The organism is Rhizobium beringeri (assembly GCF_004306515.1).
In the GTDB taxonomy this organism is placed as follows: domain Bacteria; phylum Pseudomonadota; class Alphaproteobacteria; order Rhizobiales; family Rhizobiaceae; genus Rhizobium; species Rhizobium beringeri.
In genome coordinates, this window is the sequence record NZ_SILG01000001.1 from 1,096,113 (window position 1) to 1,114,011 (window position 17,899).

Sequence of the window (17,899 nt, forward strand, 5' to 3'; positions counted from 1 at the left end):
CTATTGGAAGGCCGTTTCGAAGAAGCTGCGCAGCTTGCGTGAATGCAGCGCTTCCTTCGGCATGGCGGCAAGCTTCTGGACGGCGCGGATGCCGATCTGCAGATGCTGGTTGACCTGCGTACGATAGAAGGCCGTCGCCATGCCCGGCAGTTTCAATTCGCCGTGCAGCGGCTTGTCGGAGACGCAGAGCAGCGTGCCATAGGGCACGCGGAAGCGGAAGCCGTTGGCGGCGATTGTCGCCGATTCCATGTCGAGCGCGATCGCGCGCGCCTGGGAGAGCCGCTTCACCGGCCCGCGCTGGTCGCGCAGTTCCCAGTTGCGGTTGTCGATCGTGCCGACGGTGCCAGTGCGCATGATGCGCTTCAGCTCGAAACCCTCATAGCCGGTGATTTCGGCAACAGCGGCTTCCAGCGCCACCTGCACTTCGGCCAGCGCCGGGATCGGCACCCAGACCGGCAGGTCGTCGTCGAGAACATGGTCCTCGCGCATATAGGCATGGGCGAGAACATAATCGCCGAGCCGCTGGCTGTTGCGAAGACCGGCGCAGTGGCCGAGCATCAGCCAGGCATGCGGGCGCAACACGGCGACGTGGTCGGTGATCGTCTTGGCGTTGGAGGGGCCGACGCCGATATTGATCATGGTGATCCCGGCATGGCCCTTCTTCTTCAGATGGTAGGCCGGCATTTGCGGCAGGCGGGTGAGGGCGGCATCCGTTTGCGGTGCGTTCGAGCCGGGCAGGGTGACGACATTGCCAGGCTCGACGAAGGCAGTATAGCCGTCGCCGCCCTCCGCCATCAGCTTGCGCGCCCAGCTGCAGAATTCGTCGATATAGAACTGGTAGTTCGTAAACAGCACGAAATTCTGGAAATGCTCGGCATGCGTCGCCGTATAATGCGACAATCGGGCGAGCGAATAGTCGATGCGCTGCGCGGTGAACGGCGCGAGCGGCGAGGGCTCTCCCGGCGGCGGGATATATTCGCCATTGGCGATCTCGTCGTCGGTGGTGTTGAGGTCGGGCGTGTCGAAGATATCGCGCATCGGAATGTCGACGAATGCGTTGGTCGATGCTTCCACATGCGCACCCTCGCCGAAGGCGAAGTGCAAGGGGATCGGCGTCGTCGATTCCGAGACGATGACAGGAACATTGTGGCTCTTCATCAAGAGCGCCAGCTGCTCCTTCAGGTAATGCTTGAAGAGCTTCGGCCGGGTGACTGTCGTCGTATAGATGCCGGGTGCCGTGACATGACCATAGGAAAGCCGCGAATCGACATGGCCGAAGCTTGTCGTCTCGATGCTGACCTGCGGATAAAAAGCACGGTAGCGCGAGGAGATTGGAGCGCCCTGCGCAAGCTCGGCGAAGCTCTCGATCAGGAACGCCGTATTGCGCTCGTAAAGCGCCGTCAGCGTCTCGACGGCCTTGGCGGGATCATCAAAGCTCTGAGGCTGGAAAGGTGGCGGAGAGGATATGTCGAGGGGCGCCAAAGGGGAGATTCGTTTGTTCATGACGCATTATAGAGAGTTGTTTTTGACAAGCAAACGACGCGCGCCGACGGATTCCGATTTTTTATCCTTTTCCGTGTCTGATGCTAATGCCTATCGCCAAAAGTGCGCAGCTGTTTTGGGACAACGACATGCATAAATCAAAGACCAAAGCGCATCGCACGATGCGCTTTGGTCACCGCACCGTAGGCGCGCAGAAGGTGCCGTTTCTCTCAAGGCAGGTGTAGCTTGCTCCGAAATGCGACTGCGCACCACCGCCGCCCTCGTGCACCACGACCGCCGAAAACGTGATCGCGAAGATCGCCGCAAACAGCGTGATGATGCTAAAGCGTCTTGCCAGAATATAGATGTTCATCCCCTTGTCCCCGATACGCAACTCTATCGTGACAAGAGTTTTGACATGCGATGGCTGAACGAGTGCTGAGATGCCGGTTCATCAGCCGTTCAGCTTGCCGGACAGCCTCGGCCAGGTTGCTGAGAGGATTAGAAGGGTTCGCCGGGCGAATTCGACGCCATTCGACTTCGCCGGCTGTCGTAGCGGAGGAGACCGCAAAGGGCTTCGAAGCATGCCGGCGCGTCGGCATGCTTCAGCGTTTGGGGTAATCGTTGCGCAGGCGCCTTATGGCCTCAGAGCCGCGTCCAGGTCTGCGACTTGCAGAGGATCTTCATCACGCAGCCCTGCATCCTCAGCGAATTGCCGGAAACCTTGCCTGCGCCGCTATAGGTCTTCTCGGCGGCCGGGTCGGTGATTTCGCCGGCATAGCTGCCGCCGGTTCCCGCGAGTGTGCCGATCTTCCGGCCAGCATATTTACCGGTCTTCAGCGTCACGCAATAACTGCCGCCGCAGGATGCGATCACAGCCGTATCGCCGGCGGCCGTCTTCCAGTTGCCGACGATCGGCTCCTCGGCATGCGCGATACCCGCGATCATTGCGATGGCGCCGGCGAGAACGAAGCTGCGGATCATCTTTTCCTCCATGATGTCCCAAATCGGCCGCGAAAATAACTGACGCGAACGTAAAGGTAAATAAGCTCGATTGCTATCTTGCTGATCGGATGAAAAACAGGAGAAAAAAGCCATGCGGCGAGCTTGTAAAGATATCGCCTGCTGATTTCATGATGAACGATCCCTTTATTTTCAAATCTGAATCTTTCGTAAAATTCGAGCGAAAATCCTTAATTCGCAAGGAATCTGATGTTTAACAAAAACCCAAATTTACCAAGCATTTGCACTTTGTTTGTCGCAAATTAATCATGCATTTTAGGCGTTTTTTGAAAGCCCTTTGGCATAGTGAACCCATCAAACGAGCGGGGCAAACCCGCCGGACCGCAAGGGCCGCAAGCCGCGATAGACGGCAAGGCCCAGAGGTAAAACAGGGTAAGTCATAAACAGGCTAACAGGGATAAAACCGATGGCACGCTTTGAAATGCACAATGCTGAAACGGCCACCATGGGTGGCGACAACAGCGCCGATGTCTTCTGCGAAATGGGTCTGATGTATGCGACCGGCCGCGGCTGCGAAGTCGATCTCGTCTCAGCCCACAAATGGCTGAACATCGCCGCAATCAAGGGCAACGATCGCGCCGCCGAGCTTCGTGCCGACGTGGCCGCCGCCATGGACAAGATGCAGCTCGCAGCAGCGCTGCGCGCCGCCCGCGAATGGATGACGGTTCACTAGAACAGGATGATTTTAGGCCAGGTCGGCCTAAAATCTGAGCATGATGTCGTCCGAAAACCGCTCACACTTTTCGGCATCATGCTCGGAGATCGTCTCCGATCAATTCGGCAAAAGCAGAAATAACAACCTCGGAAAGAGGGAGCTGGCGGGGCGCTTTGGACGGGGCCGACGCCAGGAGAACGGAACCGCGACCGGATCCTCCACCGGGCGCGGTTCTTCCGCCTATCGGCTGATCTGTTTCAGCACCTGCGGCAGCGCTTCTTCGAAGAGCGCCATATCGCTCTCGGGCCCGACGCTGACGCGAATGCAGCGATTGAGCGGCGCCACACCGGGCATGCGGATGAAAACCCCGTGCTCCATCAGCCCGTCGACGATCGCCTTGGCATAAGCGCCGTCGCGGCCGGCGTCGATCGCCACGAAATTCGTCGCCGAGGGCAGGGGCTCAAGACCGTTCGCCCGGGCGATGCCGCCGATCCGCTTCCGCGCCGCATGGATTTTCCCAACCACCTCGACGAGATAGGTCTGGTCCTTGAGGGCGGCGAGCGCCGCTGATGTCGCCAGCCGGTTCATGCCGAAATGATTGCGGATCTTGTCGAAGGCCTGCGCCGTGCCTGTTGTCGAGATCGCATAGCCGGTGCGTGAGCCGGCAAGTCCGTAGGCCTTGGAGAAGGTGCGGGTGCGAACGACGTTCGGCAACTCGATGAGCGAGGAGATCGACGGCAGTGAACCTGCCGGCCCCGTTTCGCTATAGGCCTCGTCGAGCACCATCAGTGTCGTCTCGGGCAGCGCCCGGGCGAAAGCGACGATGCTGTCGGCATCCCACCAGCTTCCCATCGGATTGTCAGGATTGGCGAAATAGACGAGCGGCGCATTCTCGCGCTTGACGGTATCGAGCAGCCCGTCGAGATCCTCGCGGTCGTTTGCGTAGGGAACGGTCACCAGCCGGCCGCCGAAACCGGCGACATGGAAATTGAAGGTCGGATAGGCGCCGAGCGAGGTGACGACGGGCGCCCCCGGCGCGATCACCAGCCGGACGATCTGGCCGAGCAATTCGTCGATGCCGCTGCCGATGGCGATATTGGCGGACGAGATACCGAGATGGGCGGCAAGCGCTTCCCGGAGCGCGAAATTCTCCGGATCGTTGTATTTCCAGATATTGCCGGCCTCCTCGCGCATCGCTGCAAACACGGACGCGGCTGGGCCGAAGCCGTTCTCATTGGCGCCGATGCGCGCCGAAACGGCAATCCCGCGCTGGCGCTCGATCGCCTCGGGGCCGACGAAAGGGACTGTGGAAGGCAGGGCGCTGGCAAGAGGTGTGAAGCGCGAAAAGGCGGACATGCGACGGCAGTTTCCCGGACATAATGACAATTGGCGAAACAATAGGCCCGGGCACGGCCAACGCAAGCAAGATTATTTCCGCAACAACTCGGCCTGTTCAGGCGCGGAAGATCGGCGCACGCCGGGCGGCAATTGCTTCCATGTTGCCGACGAGGAAATCGGTGCGGACGACGCGGCGCAGAACCTCGGGGTCCATGATGTTGATGAACCGCACCCCGATGCGTTCCTTATGGCGATAGACCTCAGCGCAGCCGATCCGATAGGCGAGGCCAAGAATGTTGAGATAATAGTGCTTCGGCAGGCCGGCCGTGGTCGAGACGACGAAGGTGGCGCCGCCCTGGGAGATATCGATGATCTCGGCGCTTCGCATGGAGACGCCTGTGAGGCACGGCCGGACGGCGACGATGCGGGCTGGCCGTTTGACGCTGAATTCTTCCCAGCGCAGGTCGTAGACAGCGGACTTGACCGTGGCAAGGTGTGTAGCGCGGAGCATAGTCATTCACATTCTCCGTCAGTCAGGACGCATTGGGGGTTTATCTCAATCAAGCTGACCTTGATCTCATTCAGGCTGGCTTAATCGAGCAACTGGTCTTGATCCCAACCAAGGTCACATGAATGTTTTGCACATTCGTCAAATATAAAGTTACAATTTTAACGAGTTCAAACTTTGTTCCCAAGCGGGACGCCTTCATGTTCATTATCGGGACGCGGTTTCCATCCCTGGGCTCAAGTCTCAGCCAAAAAATCTGACGGCGAGATATCCGCCGGCGGCGGTCAGCGCCGTGAGAGCCGTACCCCAGGCCATGTCGACCAGGCTCATGGCGAGCGGCCAGTTGCGAAGCGTGGCAAGATTGGTGACGTCGTAGGTGCCATAGGCCGCCAGTCCCAGAATGGCACCATGGAGACACGCGGTGACGATCGAGCCTGTCGATAGCGCCGGCAGCACTGCAAGCACAACCACTGCGGCGGCGAAGAACAGGTAGAACAGTGCGCCGACCGCAAGATTGGGCGAGGGCAGCATCAGCGCTCCGAGTTGGTCGCGGTAGAAGTTGCGGGCGATGAGGCCGAGCCATATCCCGTCGCAGATGAGAAGGGTGAGAAAGGTGCCGGCATAGGCGAGCAATGATGTCTTCATCGTCAATCTCCCGAACTTGGTCTTTCTACGCAGCAAGGGCCAGCCGGATCGCCGCCCGTTCGATTTCGGCGCAATTTTCCCGAACTCTTTCAATGGCCGAGCGTTGTGCCTTGATCGATGAAGCACGGCGCGCTTCGAATGACGACAGCGAGGAGTTGAAAATGACTGATGTAAAAATCCCTTGGGAATCATGGGTCGTGGTCTGCGATGGAGCCAAGGCTCTGATCATGCAGAATGCCGGCGATGCCCAACTGGTGAACCTGAAGGTGCTGGAAACCCTGACGCAGCCGAGCGCGCCGGATCGCGAAATTGGCGCCGATAAGCCTGGCCGAACTCATGCTGCAGACGGACTGAGCGGAAGCGCTGTCGAGGAGACCAGTTGGCAGGATCAGGCCGAAACCGAATTTCTGAAACAGGTGGCGGAAAAGCTCGACGAGTTGGTGCAGGAAAAGAAGGCCCGTCGCATCGTCCTCGTTGCACCGCCGAGGGCGCTTGGCGCGCTGCGGCCCGCGCTCCGCGCCGATACGCAGGCGGTGATCACCGCGGAAGTGGCGAAAGACTATACCAATATGCCGGTTGACGAGATCGAGCGGCATCTCGCCGCCTGAGCCGTTAGAGCAATTCCAGGAAAAGTGTGAAGCGGTTTTCCCAAGCAAAGCGCGAAAGCGGTTTTGCCGGGAATTGCGTAGAAACAGAAGGATAGAGCGGTAACCGAGTAACCGCTCTAGCCGCAACCGAGGAAACGCGGGTCCAGAGGCCCGCGTTTTCAAGTCATGCCGACGGCCTCTGCCCCGGAAAACAGCTCTTCATGATCGGCAAAGAGCGCCGCCAGGCGGTCGATGACGATTCTGACCTCCGGCCGTTGCCGTTCGTCGTCATGCGCAACGATCCACATCTCGTAAGTCAGCTCGTCGATCACAGGCCCGGCGCGGACGAGCCTGCGTTCCTGATCGCCGATGAAACAGGGGAGCACGCCGCGGCCGGCACCGCCGCGGATGAGGTAAAACAGCATATGTGGCGTATTCGTCCAGCTGGTGATCCAATAATCCGGCTGTTCGAAAGTCCATTTGTCGGCGGGCGTGATCGCGCTATCGGTGCCGAGCGAGATCCAGTTGCAGTTTTTCTCGTCATAGCCGGCCGCCTGATAGGCCGCATGCGCCACTTTGACCGAGCGGCGGATCGCGACGTTGCCGCTCTCCGGCCGGCTGTGGCGAATGGCGATATGCGCCTCGCGATAGGTGAAATCGACGCTCGTGTCGCAGGTCTTGTAGCACATGCGGAAGTTGTCCTTCGGCGTCCAGACGCTTGCCAGATGGTCGGCGACGAAACGCGAGGTCCAGCTATCGGCGGCCGTCGAGACGATCGGCAGCGTCAGCACTTCGCCGCGCCAGTCGGAGATCGCACGCGCTGCATCCTGCATCAGCCGGACGCGATCGAGCAGCTCCTGCCCGTCCTTGGCCAGGAGATAGCCGGTGGGGCCGCGGCTGAACAGCGATCGGCCCGTCACCCGTTCGAGTGCCAGCATGCGCCGGCCGATCGTCGGCGCGCTGAGCCCGGTGCGGGCCGCCGCCGCCGAAAGCCCGCCGCCGGTCGCGACATGGAAGAAAAGTTGCAGGTCGTCCCAGCTCGCATCTTTCATGGATGAAAACCCCCTTTCCCCAGCGCCTCTACATCGGAAGGGCGCGAAGGCTTAGCTCAAGTGCTCCAGGAAATAGATGGAGGATGAAGCAATGGATCTCAACTGGGTTGTTCTTTTCAGGGAAATCGAAATCCGCAATCGGCGGATCCGCCGCGGTCCCTTGACCGATCCGCTGGCCGACCCGCTTGATCGTCCGGAATGGCGCGGATTTCTCTGGGCCGTTCCGATCATCGCGCGTCTCGCCGCAAGACGGAGCGGCGAAACAAAGGCGACGCGCCGCGATGATTCACGGATCGGAAAAAGCCTCAGGTTTCGAAGTTCAATCGCAACACGTGGTGCAGGAATTCCGGATTGATCAGCATGTTGAAGCTGATCGTCACCAATTCGCCTTCACGTTTGACCACGGTCGCGCCGATTTCGTCATGGATGCCGAGGATTTCGAGGAAGAAATGGCTCGGCATTTCCAGGTTCGGGCTGACTTCGAGCAATGCGCCGGCAAGCGTGATCGTGCGGATCAGGCAGCGCACCTGCGTTCCGGTGCTGAGGTGATGGCCGACGAAGATGATGTTGCCGGGCCTGTCGAGATTGAATTCCCTGTAAGCACGTTCCGGCTTGGGGTGTTCTGTGTCGAGGTGCATCTGAAAGGCCCTTTTAGCCTCCGCTTGTTATACGACAGGATATTAGCGGAAGAATGCTGACACTTGCTGAAGAACATCGGTAAGATCGAATGCTTCTGTGAAACCTGCGGGAAAATCGCACCGATTTCGTGCAGACTTGCCCCAAAGTTGCGCATTCCTGGCGCATCTGCGCCATTCTTGACATATCGGCGGCGTTCGCGCATACAAAGGCCGGTTCGAGGCACCGGCCGCTCGCGGATGAAAATCCATGGTGAAGTCCTCGCGATCATGGTCACGGCCCCTTGTGTGCATGCTGACTGGCGGCAATGCGAGCTCCCATCCGCAGTCGAAGAGCATGCCTTGCGAAGGCTCACTCCATGACGACGACCCATCCTGCCATTGACGAATTGAAGGCTCAGGCCAGGCGCCTGCGCCAGGCGATGAACGATCGCGGCACCCCGCTCACCCACAGTACGGCTCTGGAAATGATTGCCCGCCAGCATGGCGCGCGCGATTGGAATACGCTCGCAGCCCTTGCGGCAAAGCCCAATGCCGCTCCGAAGACGCCGCTCTTCGTCGGCGCGCATATTCGCGGCCGTTATCTCAATCAGCCGTTCACCGGCGAGGTTCTGGCGCTTTCGGCCCTGCCGGGCGGCGATCTGCACAGGATCACCATCCATTTCGACGAGCCGGTGGATGTCGTCACCTTCGAGAGCTTCTCGGCCTTTCGCCGGCGTGTGAACGCGCAGATCGACGCCGATGGCGTGTCGCCGAGGAAGACCTCGAACGGCGTGCCGCATCTGGTGCTCGATCTTTAGATTGTTTTTGTCCTTTTGAGGCTGTCCGGATCCGCATGACTTTTAAGCCGGATCGGACCCTGCCTCATATCGCACGGATTTCTTCATGACCGATCTTTCCCAAGGAAATGCCTTTCTCACCGGCTGGCTGCCGGGCGTCTTCATCAAAACGGCGGTACCGATCGTCGCGATCACCACCGTCAACGGCCTGTTCACCGTCGTTGACGCCTATTTCCTCGGCGCCTATGTCGGCCGGGACGCGCTCTCTGCCGTCAGCCTGATTTTCCCCGGGCTGATGCTGCTGGTCGCTCTGCAATCGTTGGTCTCGAATGGCATGGCGAGTATCCTCGCCCGCCGGCTGGGCGCCGGCAATCGCGATGGGGCACGTCGGGTGTTTGCCGGCGCGCATGCGCTGGCGCTCGCCGTTACCCTCATCCTCAATCTGGTCTACTGGACGGTGGGCCGGCAGGTCATCGATGCCGGTGCCGCCGGCAATGCCACTGTTGCCCATGGCGCGATGCTGTTCATGGGCGCGATGATCGCCTTTGCGCCGGTCAGCTTCTTCCTGTCGCTGCATCTCGACGGATTGCGCTGCGAAGGCAAGATCGGCTTCATGACGCTGGTGACATTATCGGCCTCGCTGCTCAACATCCTCGCCAACTGGCTGTTCATGGCGGTGATGCATTGGGGTGTGCTCGGTTCGGCGGTCGGCTCCATCGCATCGCAATTCGTCTGCCTCGCAGCCGTGCTCACCTATCGCTGGCGCCGGCCGGCGGCACTGAGGCCTTCCCCGGGGTTGGCTCTCGCCGAATGGCGCGGCATCGTCGCCTTCGGCGCGCCCATGAGCCTTGGTTTCATCGGCATATCGTTGGCCTCGGCCGCCATTTTGATCAACGTCTCGCTCTGGAGCAAGCATGACTACGTCGCGACGGTGGCCGCCTACGGCATCATCACCCGGATCATGACCTTCACCTATCTGCCACTGCTTGGCCTCAGCATCGCGCTGCAGGCGGTTGCCGGCAACAATCATGGTGCCGGCTTCGGGCTGCGCGTCGGCCGCAGCCTGCAGATCTCCATGCTAGCAGCACTCGTCTATTGCACTCTGGTGGAGATCACGGTCGAATTGCTGGCCGGTCGCCTCGGCGCAGTCTTCGTTGCCGATCCGGCGATCATCGCCGAGGTCAGGCGAATTCTGCCCTGGACGATCGGTGCCTATTTTCTCTTCGGGCAGATGCTGATCCTGTCGTCCTATTTCCAGTCGATCGGCGATGCGCCGCGTGCGGCGATCTTCGGCCTGTCGCGGCCTTATCTGCTCACCCTGCCGCTCACCTTCCTGCTGCCCTTCGTCTTCGGCGAGCAGGGGATCTGGATGGTGCCGGTCTTTGCCGAGGCAGGCATGTTCATCCTCGCCTTCCTGGTGCTGTCGCAGAACGCGAAACGCCGCGGCTGGCGCTACGGGCTTCTGCCCGCCTAGGGCAATTCCAGCAAAAGTGCGCAGTGGTTTTGCGTCCGGAATTGCGCAAAACAAAGATATAGAAGGAAAAGCCGCGCTGCGTAGCGCGGCTTTTGCCGATCGCCGGCTATTCCTTGCCATTCGAAGCGGCCGATGTCGCGGCTTCCGCCTCGTTCAACGCCTCGGCGCATTCCTGGCAGCAGACCTCGACAGTCTTGCCACCGAGCTTGACGGTGATGGTCTCCGCGCCGAGTTCGCAGTCGCAGGCAGCGCATGTGGTCTTCTTCATCTGGTGATCCTCCCGTTGGCTGTCCCCGGATCGGGACAGGCTTATAAGATCATCGAAGACCGCATTGCCGCTGTCGAAATCTTTAGCGATCGATGACGACTTTTATCTGCGCCGCAGCTGCGCCGCCCGTTGGAATTCGGCCGGAGTCTGCCCGAAGGACTGCTTGAAGGAAGCGCTGAAATGGCTGTGGCTGGAAAAGCCGAGATCGAGACCGAGCGCGGTCAGATCCTCATACTGGCCGAGCAGATCGAGTGCACGGGCAAGCCGCAGCCGCAACTGGTAGCGGTAAAGTGGCGTCGCCTCGACCTGTTGGAAGACCTGGGTGAGATACACGGCGAGACGCCCACTTCTGAGGCGATTTCCGAAAGCGTCCAGCGCCGCGCGAGATCGGAGGAAAGCACCAGCTTTGCCCGATCGACGAGTTTCTGCCGGCCGGCGCTGGCGCCCGCCGCATGCGATGTGCGCTCGCCAAGCGAGCGGTGCACCAGCGTCAGCGCCAATATTTCGTCCTCCAGCGTCTCGGCCACGTTGCGCCGCAAACCATGACGCAGGAGCGCCACCAGCGCCTGCGCGCGCGGATCGATCCGCCGGCGCTGACGGCGGAAGGAAAAGGGCGGGCCGGGCTGCGCCTGCTCCTTCGGCGTGAGCTCTTCGAGCATCGATTCGTCGATCGCCAGATCGATGCAGGCATCGCCGCCCTCGATAGGGTGGCTGATCCGATATCCCTGGCCGGCATTGAAGAACAAGACCTGATTGGCTTCGGCCACCGTATCATTGCGGCCGACATGCCGCATGAAGACGCCGCGATAGGGATAGACGAGGCTCGTCCTGTGAGCGCATTCCTCGTCGCTCTTGTGACGGCATTCGCCATTGCAGACGATGTCACGAATGGTGACCGTCTTCGTTTTCAGGAGCGGTGCTGTTGAAAACTGCGACATTGCATCTTCCGCGTCAGACAGGCCGCCCGATGAGGCGACCTGTCGACACAATATCACGCTTAGGTTTCAGTAGCGACTGTAGACATGAACGTCGCTTTCGGTCTGCCCCCTGGAAAGGCCGATATCCTTCAACTGCTCGTCGGACAGCTCCATCAGCGCATTGCAGTTGCGCCGTTCGTTCATCTTGCGCGCCAGCCACTGTGCTGCGGTGACTATAGCAAAGAACAGGCTGGGCCGCATATTGCGGGCCGAGATTGTGGAATTCGAGCTATGCATGGTGATCCTCCATCCGTGTTTGGATGGAGGCAGTGAACCATCAGCGGCAGTTTTGCGCTGTCAGATTATTTAGCGATTTGAGGCAGCCCTCACGCCTTCAGCAGCCACTCATGCTCGGCGGCATTGTGGAATTTCCAGATCCGCTGCGGCCCGGCCATGACGTTGAGGTAATAGAGATCATAGCCATGGCAGGCAGCGCAGGGATGGTAGCCCTTCGGCACCAGCGTCACATCGCCGTCCTCGATCGCCATCGCCTCGTCGAGCGAGCGATCGTCGGTGTAGACGCGCTGGAAAGCGAAGCCCTGCGGCGGGTTGAGGCGATGGTAATAGGTCTCTTCCAGGAAACTCTCGTTTGGCAGGTCGTCCTGGTCGTGCTTGTGCGGCGGATAGGAGGAGGTATGGCCGCCCGGCGTGATCACCTCGACGACCAGTAGTGAATGGGCCGAACTGTCGTCCTCCGGCATGATATTGTTGACGTAGCGCACATTCGTGCCCTTGCCGCGTGTCACCTGCGGATGCGTGCCGGGCGGGATTGCCTTCGCCTGATAAGTGCCGCCGCCGGGTGCGGAGCAGACCGCGAGCTCCAGATCGGTCTCCGCCGTCACCGACCATGTCGATTCCATCGGGATGTAGAGCGCATGCGGCGCGCCTTCGAACGGGTTCATCCGGCCGCCGAGCGTGCCGAAATCCTTGGTACCGGCGGACGCCTTGCCCTTGCCGGTCACCCAGACGAGGCAGACTTCGCGATCGCCCGTCTCTCCCGAAACGCTCTCGCCCGGCTTCATCCGATGCAGATCGAAGCCGACATAGGTCCAGCCGGCATTTTCCGGGGTGACATGCGTGACGCAGCCATGCGTGCCGGACGGTTTCACCTTGAGATTTGGCATTGGTGTTTTTCCTCGTAAGTTGGAAAATTCCCCTCCCCAACCCCTCCCCACAAGGGGGAGGGGCTAACCTGCCGTGCTGTCTCGCCCATATTACGGTGTTCCCTTTTGCAAGGTGGCCGCTGTCTGGTGCGAGGCGGTGCCTCAAGTTAAGTCCCTCCCCCTTGTGGGGAGGGGTTGGGGAGGGGTCTTTTGCTCCCGCTATCCCTTGGGGAAGCCTTCCGTTTCCACGGTATAGCCCGCCGCCGTCATGACGCGCATCAACTCGGCGTGACCGATCTCGGCCATTTTCTCCGGCGGGGCCTTGCGCGGATCCTGTTCGGCCTCGACAACGAACCAGCCTTCATAGCCGTGATCGGCCAGCCGCTGGACGATAGCGCCGAAATCGAGCGAGCCGTCGCCCGGCACCGTGAAGGCGCCAAGGGCCACCGCATCGAGGAAGGACTGCCGGCTGCGATCCAGCCCATCCACGACAGGCTTGCGGATATCCTTGACGTGAACATGGTTGATACGGGCGTGGTGGTTTTCGATGGCGCGCAGCACGTCGCCGCCGGCAAAAGCAAGATGCCCGGCATCAAGCAGCAGCGGAATACCTTCGCCCGAGTAACGCATGAAGGCGTCGAGTTCCGGCTCGGTTTCGACGACGGCCGCCATGTGATGGTGGTAGGAGAGCGGCATGCCCTGCTCGGCGCACCATTCACCGAACTGGGTGAGGCGGCGCCCATAGGCCTTCATCTCGTCATCGGAAAGGCGCGGCTTGGTCGCCAGCGGCTTGGAGCGGTCGCCCTGGATCGAGCGGCCCACCTCGCCATAAACGATGCAGGGCGCGGCGACGGCCTTGAACAGTTCGATCATCGGCGCGATGCGGTCCTTGTTGGCGGCAAGTTCCTCGTCAACCAGCGTGCCCGAGAACCAACCGCCGCACAGCGTGACGTCGGCTGCGCGGAGAATCGGCAGCATCACCTCCGGATCGTCGGGGAAGCGGCGGCCCTTTTCCATGCCGATAAAGCCAGCACTGCGCGATTGCCGCAGGCATTCCTCCAGGGACACGTCATCGCTGAGCTCAGGAAGATCGTCGTTCCACCACGCGATGGGCGACATGCCGAGTTTGGCCTTCATCAACATTCTCCTTGAAAGCATTGCGGAAGAGCCGGGACGCTCTTCCGAGAAATGGTAGCACCACAGCGCCGCGCGTCTTTCAGACGCGCAAAGGACGCTGTAGCACTTCGAATTGCTGCATAATTTTGTCCTTAAATCGATCCCGATTTAAGGAGTTATGCAGTAGATTAGCCGATGCGCTGGGCGGCGCGTGCTTCGACGTAGCCCTTGCGCGCTTCGTTGACCTCTTCGCGCGGGCTGACCTCAGGCACCGCGACATCCCACCAGTGGCCGCCGGCCTCCGTGGTGACAAGCGGGTCAGTGTCGATGACAAAGACCGAGGTGCGGTCGTTCTTCTTCGAGTCGGCGATCGCCTGCTCGAGTTCGGCGATAGAGGCGACCTTGACGGCGATGGCGCCCATGCTTTCGGCATGCGCCCGGAAATCGATTTCCGGCATCACCTCGTGATAGGAGTCCTTCAGCAGATTGTTGAAGTTGGCGCCGCCGGTTCCCATCTGCAGCCGGTTGATGCAACCATAACCGCGATTGTCGAGCACGACGATATTGAGCTTGAGGCCAAGCATGACCGAGGTGGCAAGCTCGGAATTCATCATCATGTAGGAACCGTCGCCGACCATGACGACGACATCCCGTTCAGGATGCGCCATCTTAGCGCCGAGCCCGCCGGCGATCTCGTAACCCATGCAGGAAAAGCCGTATTCCATGTGATAGCTGCCCGGCGCCGTCGCCGGCCAGAGCTTGTGCAATTCGCCGGGAAGGCCGCCCGCAGCGCAAAGCACCGTCGTATTCTCGCCGCCGAGCGTGCGCGCCACCGCGCCGATCACTTGGGCATCGGAGGGCAGGGCGGCATTGGTCGTCGCCATCGCCTTGGCCGCGGCCTCCATCCAGACCTTCTTCTCCGCAGTCGCCTTCTCGGCGAGTGCGGCCGGCGCCTTCCAGCCCGAAAGCCCTGCCGAAAGCGCCTTCAACCCTTCGCGGGCGTCAGTCACCAGCGGATGGCTGTCGTGCTTCACTGCGTCATAGGCGGCGATGTTGAGGCCGATCATCTTCAGGCTGTCGTTTTTGAACAGCGCCCAGGAGCCGGTGGTGAAATCCTGGCAGCGTGTGCCGACGGCAATGACAAGATCCGTCTCTTCGGCGATCGCATTGGCCGCCGACGTGCCGGTGACGCCGACCGAGCCGAGTGCCAGCGGATGGGTCTCGTTGATCGCCGACTTGCCGGCCTGGGTGACGACGACGGGAACGCCATGCGCCTCGGCAAAGGCAGCAAGCTCCTTCGTCGCCTGCGAATAAAGCACGCCGCCGCCGGCAACGATCACGGGCTTCTGCGACGCCTTGATCAGTGCGATGGCATTCGCCAGTTCGTCCGCATCCGGCTGCGGCCGGCGGGTCGTCCAGACTTTTTCATCGAACAGGCTTTCCGGATAATCGTAGGCTTCTGCCTGGACGTCCTGGCAGAGCGACAATGTCACCGGGCCGCAATCGAGCGGGTCGGTCAAGACCTGCATGGCGCGCTTCAGCGCCGTGATGATCTGCTCGGGCCGGGTGATTCGGTCGAAATAGCGCGAAACCGAACGGAAAGCATCATTGGCTGAAACCGTGCCGTCGCCGAAATCTTCGATCTGCTGCAGCACCGGATCCGGCGCGCGGTTGGCGAAGACATCGCCCGGCAGGAAGAGAACGGGAATACGATTGACATGCGCCACGCCGGCGGCCGTCACCATGTTCAGCGCGCCAGGGCCGATCGAACTCGTGCAGGCCATGAAGCGCGTGCGGAAATTCGCCTTGGCATAGGCGATCGCGGCATGCGCCATGCCCTGTTCATTGTGGGCGCGATAGGTCGTCAATTCGCCGCGCACCTGATAGAGCGCCTCGCCGATGCCGGCGACGTTGCCGTGACCGAAGATCGCCCAGACGCCACCGAAGATCGGCACTTTCTTCCCGTCGACGATCGTCATCTGTACTTTCAGGAAATGCGCGACGGCCTGCGCCATCGTCAACCGTATCGTCTTGCCCATCGAGGCCTCCCGCAATCTTTCTTTTCGCGTTTTCCCCTCCCCAACCCCTCCCCACAAGGGGGAGGGGCTAACCTGCAGGGCTCTCTACATTCTCGCCGCAACGTCTCCTCCAAAGGGAAGCTTGCTGATGGCGTGAGGCGGTGCTCCGGGTTAAGTCCCTCCCCCTTGTGGGAAGGGGTTGGGGAGGGGTCTTAATTCTAAGTCTACTGATGTCCGCGCGTCTTCAGCCACGCCTCTGTCAGTTGTCGGAAGCGGCCGGCCATATCGGCGATCGCTTCCTCGTCGTTCATTTCGCCTGAAAGCCAGGCGCGCGCCGGATCGGCAAAGATCGTCCGGCCGACGGCGAAGCCCTTCACGGAGGGAGCCGCCAGCGTCGCCTCGAAGCAGGAGATCAGCTCGTCGGCGGGCGCCTCGAGCCCCAGGAGCACGATGCCGCGGCACCATGGATCATTTTTGGCGATCACCGCATCGATCTTCTTCCAGGCTTCACGGGATGCCTGCGGCTCCAGCTTCCACCAGTCCGGCTTGATGCCGAGCGCATAGAGCTCCTCCAGCGCGGTTGCGATCGTATCGTCGGTGAGCGGCCCATTCTTGCCGGCGATGATTTCCACCAGCAGCTCGCGGCCGACCTTGCGGGAAGCCTCGAACAGCGTCCGCAGCTTCTCCTGCTGCTCCGTCTTCAATTCAGCCGGATCATCGGGATGATAGAAGCACAGGCACTTGATGCAATGAGCGAGTGGCCATTCCACAAGCTGTGAGCCGATATCCTGGCTGAACTCGAAGCGCAGCGGCTTCGATCCCGGCAATTCCACCGGCCGGCCGATCCAGGAGAAATTCTTCGTCGCGGCATCGAAGAAGGCGTCGCGGCCGAAGCGTTCGTCGATCAGCATGCCATAGCCGTCGCGGCCATTCGAAACCCGCGCCGCTGCCGCCACTGCCAGCCGCTTGAAGGCGACGATCTTCTCGTGGCCGACGCCGAGCTCATCGGCGACGCTGACGAGTTGCGAACGGTGGTCGATCGCCAGCGCCATCAAAAGCGGGATTTCGCCGCGCCGGGTCGATACCCAATGGATGTGGTTGATCTCCTCGTCCTTGCGCAGCGCCCGATGTTTGCTGCCGTTCGTCAGGAAGAAGTCGAGTTCCGCCCAGGTCGGATATTCCGGCGAGCAGAGCAGGCGGGAGACCGCGAAGGCGCCGCAGGCATTGGCCCAGGTGGCGCAGGTCTTCAACTGCTCGTCGCGCAGGAAGCCGCGCAGGAAGCCGGACATAAAGGCATCGCCGGCGCCGAGCACATTGAAGACTTCGATCGGGAAGCCCTGGCCGACAATGCCGGCTTCCAAGTCGTCGGCGATCGGCCCGTCATAGACGATGCAGCCCATGGCGCCGCGCTTGAGCACGATCGTGGCCGGCGAAAGGCGGCGGATCTCCTTCAGCGCGCCGAGGACGTCGTCGGCGCCGGACGCGATCAGGATTTCCTCTTCGGTGCCGACGATGAGATCGCAATCCGGCAGCGTCTCCTTCATCTTCGAAGAGACCCGGTCGGATTTCACGTAGCGTTCGAAGCCTTCCGCATGGCCGGCAAGACCCCAGAGGTTGGGTCGGTAATCGATGTCGAAGATCACCTTGCGGCCGTTCGCCTTGGCGATGCGGATAGCTTTGCGCTGCGCGGCCTCGGTATTCGGCCGCGAGAAATGCGTGCCGGAAACGAGAACGGCGCGCGACGATCTGATGAAATCTTCGTCGATATCGCCTTCATCGAGCGCCATGTCGGCGCAGTCCGACCGATAGAAGATCATCGGCGACACGCCCTCGGCCTCGACAGCAAGCAGCACCAGCGCCGTCAGCCGCTCCTTGTCGGTGACGATGCCGTCTGTCGCCACACCTTCGCGCGCCGACTGCTCGCGGATGAAGCGTCCCATCTGCTCGTCGCCGACGCGGGTGATGAGGCCGGATTTGAGGCCGAGCCGCGCCGTGCCGATGGCGATATTGGCCGGGCAGCCGCCAACGGACTTGGCGAAGGAGCCGATATCCTCCAGCCGCGAACCGATCTGCTGGCCGTAAAGATCGACCGAGGAACGGCCGATGGTGATCACATCAAGCGCCGGCTCCGGCTGTGAACCCGGATTCGATTGTACCATGATGTCCTCCCGCTAGATTTTGCGCGGCTTCCAGTGCCTGCGAATTTTCAATAATGAAACATTGGTTCCGATATTTTGTC

Annotated in this window: 19 protein-coding genes and 1 pseudogene; 5 read left to right on the forward strand and 15 right to left on the reverse strand. The window is 61.0% G+C overall.

Going from position 1 to position 17,899, the window contains the following annotated elements:
• The 3 genes from ELH03_RS05685 to ELH03_RS05695 all read right to left on the reverse strand — a co-directional run bounded on the left by ELH03_RS05685 (nt 1) and on the right by ELH03_RS05695 (nt 2,466).
• The gene (locus ELH03_RS05685) at nt 1–1,503 is read right to left on the reverse strand and encodes an AMP nucleosidase (protein WP_128409707.1); all 1,503 of its coding nucleotides are present in this window, start codon (nt 1,501–1,503) and stop codon (nt 1–3) included.
• A gap of 172 nt (nt 1,504–1,675) precedes the next feature.
• Nucleotides 1,676–1,855, reverse strand: coding sequence for a hypothetical protein (locus ELH03_RS05690; protein ID WP_027685326.1), 180 nt, complete (start codon nt 1,853–1,855; stop codon nt 1,676–1,678).
• 272 nt (nt 1,856–2,127) lie between these two features.
• A complete protein-coding gene (locus ELH03_RS05695; protein WP_003558027.1) occupies nt 2,128–2,466 on the reverse strand; it encodes a DUF2147 domain-containing protein in 339 nt (112 codons plus the stop codon).
• A 445-nt stretch (nt 2,467–2,911) separates the two neighbouring features.
• Between ELH03_RS05695 and ELH03_RS05700 the strand changes: the two genes are divergently transcribed.
• Entirely contained in the window at nt 2,912–3,178 is a 267-nt protein-coding gene (locus tag ELH03_RS05700; protein ID WP_018241371.1) for an SEL1-like repeat protein, read from the forward strand.
• Between the two features lie 222 nt (nt 3,179–3,400).
• On the opposite strand, the gene ELH03_RS05705 is transcribed toward ELH03_RS05700, so the two are convergent.
• The 3 genes from ELH03_RS05705 to ELH03_RS05715 form a co-directional block, all read right to left on the reverse strand.
• The gene (locus ELH03_RS05705; protein WP_128405629.1) at nt 3,401–4,516 is read right to left on the reverse strand and encodes a pyridoxal phosphate-dependent aminotransferase; all 1,116 of its coding nucleotides are present in this window, start codon (nt 4,514–4,516) and stop codon (nt 3,401–3,403) included.
• Nucleotides 4,517–4,613: 97 nt separating this feature from the next.
• Nucleotides 4,614–5,015, reverse strand: a complete 402-nt coding sequence (locus ELH03_RS05710) for a pilus protein PilZ (RefSeq protein ID WP_003578226.1) — start codon at nt 5,013–5,015, stop codon at nt 4,614–4,616.
• 234 nt (nt 5,016–5,249) lie between these two features.
• Complete coding sequence (locus ELH03_RS05715) at nt 5,250–5,651, reverse strand: DUF2177 family protein (protein ID WP_128405628.1); 402 nt, start codon at nt 5,649–5,651, stop codon at nt 5,250–5,252.
• Between the two features lie 161 nt (nt 5,652–5,812).
• On the opposite strand from ELH03_RS05715, the gene ELH03_RS05720 reads away from it, so the two are divergent.
• Nucleotides 5,813–6,259, forward strand: coding sequence for a baeRF12 domain-containing protein (locus tag ELH03_RS05720; protein ID WP_003558037.1), 447 nt, complete (start codon nt 5,813–5,815; stop codon nt 6,257–6,259).
• 158 nt (nt 6,260–6,417) lie between these two features.
• Here the strand turns inward: ELH03_RS05720 and ELH03_RS05725 are convergent, their stop codons facing one another.
• Nucleotides 6,418–7,290 carry a LysR family transcriptional regulator gene (locus ELH03_RS05725; protein WP_130806659.1) on the reverse strand — a complete coding sequence of 291 codons (873 nt, stop codon included), beginning with the start codon at nt 7,288–7,290 and terminating at the stop codon, nt 6,418–6,420.
• 91 nt (nt 7,291–7,381) lie between these two features.
• Here ELH03_RS05725 and ELH03_RS37860 point away from each other — a divergent pair, with 91 nt between their 5' ends.
• The gene (locus ELH03_RS37860; RefSeq protein ID WP_128405626.1) at nt 7,382–7,645 is read left to right on the forward strand and encodes a hypothetical protein; all 264 of its coding nucleotides are present in this window, start codon (nt 7,382–7,384) and stop codon (nt 7,643–7,645) included.
• Here ELH03_RS37860 and ELH03_RS05735 read toward each other — a convergent pair.
• Entirely contained in the window at nt 7,596–7,928 is a 333-nt protein-coding gene (locus tag ELH03_RS05735) for a hypothetical protein (protein ID WP_003558042.1), read from the reverse strand. The genes ELH03_RS37860 and ELH03_RS05735 overlap by 50 nt on opposite strands.
• A 356-nt stretch (nt 7,929–8,284) precedes the next feature.
• Between ELH03_RS05735 and ELH03_RS05740 the strand changes: the two genes are divergently transcribed.
• Together ELH03_RS05740 and ELH03_RS05745 are read left to right on the forward strand one after the other, a co-directional pair.
• Nucleotides 8,285–8,725 (forward strand): glyoxalase superfamily protein, encoded by a 441-nt coding sequence (locus tag ELH03_RS05740; RefSeq protein WP_128409711.1) that lies wholly within the window; start codon nt 8,285–8,287, stop codon nt 8,723–8,725.
• Between the two features lie 85 nt (nt 8,726–8,810).
• Nucleotides 8,811–10,178 (forward strand): MATE family efflux transporter, encoded by a 1,368-nt coding sequence (locus ELH03_RS05745; protein ID WP_130766154.1) that lies wholly within the window; start codon nt 8,811–8,813, stop codon nt 10,176–10,178.
• Nucleotides 10,179–10,284: 106 nt separating this feature from the next.
• Here ELH03_RS05745 and ELH03_RS37285 read toward each other — a convergent pair whose 3' ends face one another.
• The 7 genes and pseudogenes from ELH03_RS37285 to ELH03_RS05775 all read right to left on the reverse strand — a co-directional run bounded on the left by ELH03_RS37285 (nt 10,285) and on the right by ELH03_RS05775 (nt 17,819).
• Nucleotides 10,285–10,446 (reverse strand): hypothetical protein, encoded by a 162-nt coding sequence (locus tag ELH03_RS37285; RefSeq protein ID WP_018447363.1) that lies wholly within the window; start codon nt 10,444–10,446, stop codon nt 10,285–10,287.
• Between the two features lie 102 nt (nt 10,447–10,548).
• Nucleotides 10,549–11,384, reverse strand: a pseudogene (locus ELH03_RS05750) (helix-turn-helix transcriptional regulator).
• A gap of 66 nt (nt 11,385–11,450) precedes the next feature.
• Nucleotides 11,451–11,660, reverse strand: coding sequence for a DUF1127 domain-containing protein (locus ELH03_RS05755; protein WP_128405622.1), 210 nt, complete (start codon nt 11,658–11,660; stop codon nt 11,451–11,453).
• 89 nt (nt 11,661–11,749) lie between these two features.
• On the reverse strand, nt 11,750–12,547 hold the full coding sequence (iolB, locus tag ELH03_RS05760) for a 5-deoxy-glucuronate isomerase (protein ID WP_130766155.1): 798 nt from the start codon (nt 12,545–12,547) through the stop codon (nt 11,750–11,752).
• Between the two features lie 198 nt (nt 12,548–12,745).
• A complete protein-coding gene (gene iolE / locus ELH03_RS05765; RefSeq protein WP_130766156.1) occupies nt 12,746–13,663 on the reverse strand; it encodes a myo-inosose-2 dehydratase in 918 nt (305 codons plus the stop codon).
• Between the two features lie 167 nt (nt 13,664–13,830).
• Nucleotides 13,831–15,681, reverse strand: a complete 1,851-nt coding sequence (gene iolD, locus ELH03_RS05770; protein ID WP_128405619.1) for a 3D-(3,5/4)-trihydroxycyclohexane-1,2-dione acylhydrolase (decyclizing) — start codon at nt 15,679–15,681, stop codon at nt 13,831–13,833.
• 203 nt (nt 15,682–15,884) lie between these two features.
• On the reverse strand, nt 15,885–17,819 hold the full coding sequence (locus tag ELH03_RS05775; RefSeq protein WP_128412352.1) for a bifunctional 5-dehydro-2-deoxygluconokinase/5-dehydro-2-deoxyphosphogluconate aldolase: 1,935 nt from the start codon (nt 17,817–17,819) through the stop codon (nt 15,885–15,887).
• Between the last annotated feature and the right edge of the window lie 80 nt (nt 17,820–17,899).